General features: G+C 79.2%; 1 protein-coding gene. It reads left to right on the plus strand.

Features of this window, described 5'->3' with window-relative positions:
- Positions 1 to 76: 76 nt before the first annotated feature.
- Positions 77 to 994, plus strand: coding sequence for a phosphotransferase (locus ABEB16_RS22005; protein ID WP_345714300.1), 918 nt, complete (start codon positions 77 to 79; stop codon positions 992 to 994).
- Positions 995 to 1,054: the final 60 nt, after the last annotated feature.

The raw sequence follows: 1,054 nt of genomic DNA on the forward strand, positions 1-1,054 counted from the left end.
CCGTCCCGCGCACCCGGTGCGCGCGTCCGGCACCCCGATCCGCGACCGCGGCCTCCCCGCGCAATACCGTGGGGGCGTGCCGCACCGAACACCGCCCGCGCTCGCCGCCCTCGCGACCGCTGCCGTGCGCGGCCTCGACGTCGTGGCCGTCGGGCCGGGCGACGGCGACGGCGGTGACTTCTCGGTCGCCGTGCTCCTCGACGCCGAGGACCGGCGCTGGACCGTCCGCGCCCCCGCCCGCCCCGCGGCCGGCGCGGCGATGGACGTGGAGCTGCGGCTGCTGCGGGCGCTGGCGGGCGTGCTGCCCTTCGCGGTGCCCGTGCAGGAGGGCGTGGTGGAGCTGCCCGAGGGCGGGCAGTGCCTCGTGCACCGCTCCCTGCCGGGCGGTCCGCTGCACCCCGACGAGCTGCAGCCCGGTCCCGGGCTGGCCGCCGCCCTCGGCGGTGCGCTGGCCGCCGTGCACGGGCTGGACCGCGACGTCCTCGCCGACGCCGGCGCCCCCGTCTACGAGCCCGAGGAGTACCGGCTGCGCCGGCTGTCCGAGCTGGACCGGGCCGCCGCCACCGGGCACGTGCCGCCGCGGCTGCTGACGCGCTGGGAGGTCCTCATGGAGGACGTGCCCCGCTGGCGCTTCGCGCCGGTGCCCGTGCACGGCGACCTGATGGCCGAGCACGTCCTCGTCCGGGGCGGCGCCGTCGTGGGCGTGCTCGGCTGGTCGGAGGCGAAGGTCGCCGACCCCGCCGACGACTTCGCGTGGCTCGCGGTGGGGGCCGACGGCGACGCGCTGGAGTCGGTGCTGGAGGCGTACGCGCACCGCCGCGGCGAGGGCCCGGACCCGAACCTGCTGCACCGGGCGCGGCTGGCCGGGGAGCTGGCGCTGGCGCGCTGGCTGCTGCTGGGCGTGCGCCTGGACGACGACACCATCGTCGAGGACGCCCGGCGGATGCTGCTGGACCTCGACGAGCACGCCGACGCCGCGCCGCTGGCGCCCTGAGACGGCGCACGGGCGGCGGGCGGCGGTGCTGCGGCTGGTGACGTGGAACGCGTCCTCCGG

The sequence above is a fragment of the Kineococcus glutinatus genome (genome assembly GCF_039542765.1).
Lineage (GTDB): Bacteria > Actinomycetota > Actinomycetes > Actinomycetales > Kineococcaceae > Kineococcus_A > Kineococcus_A glutinatus.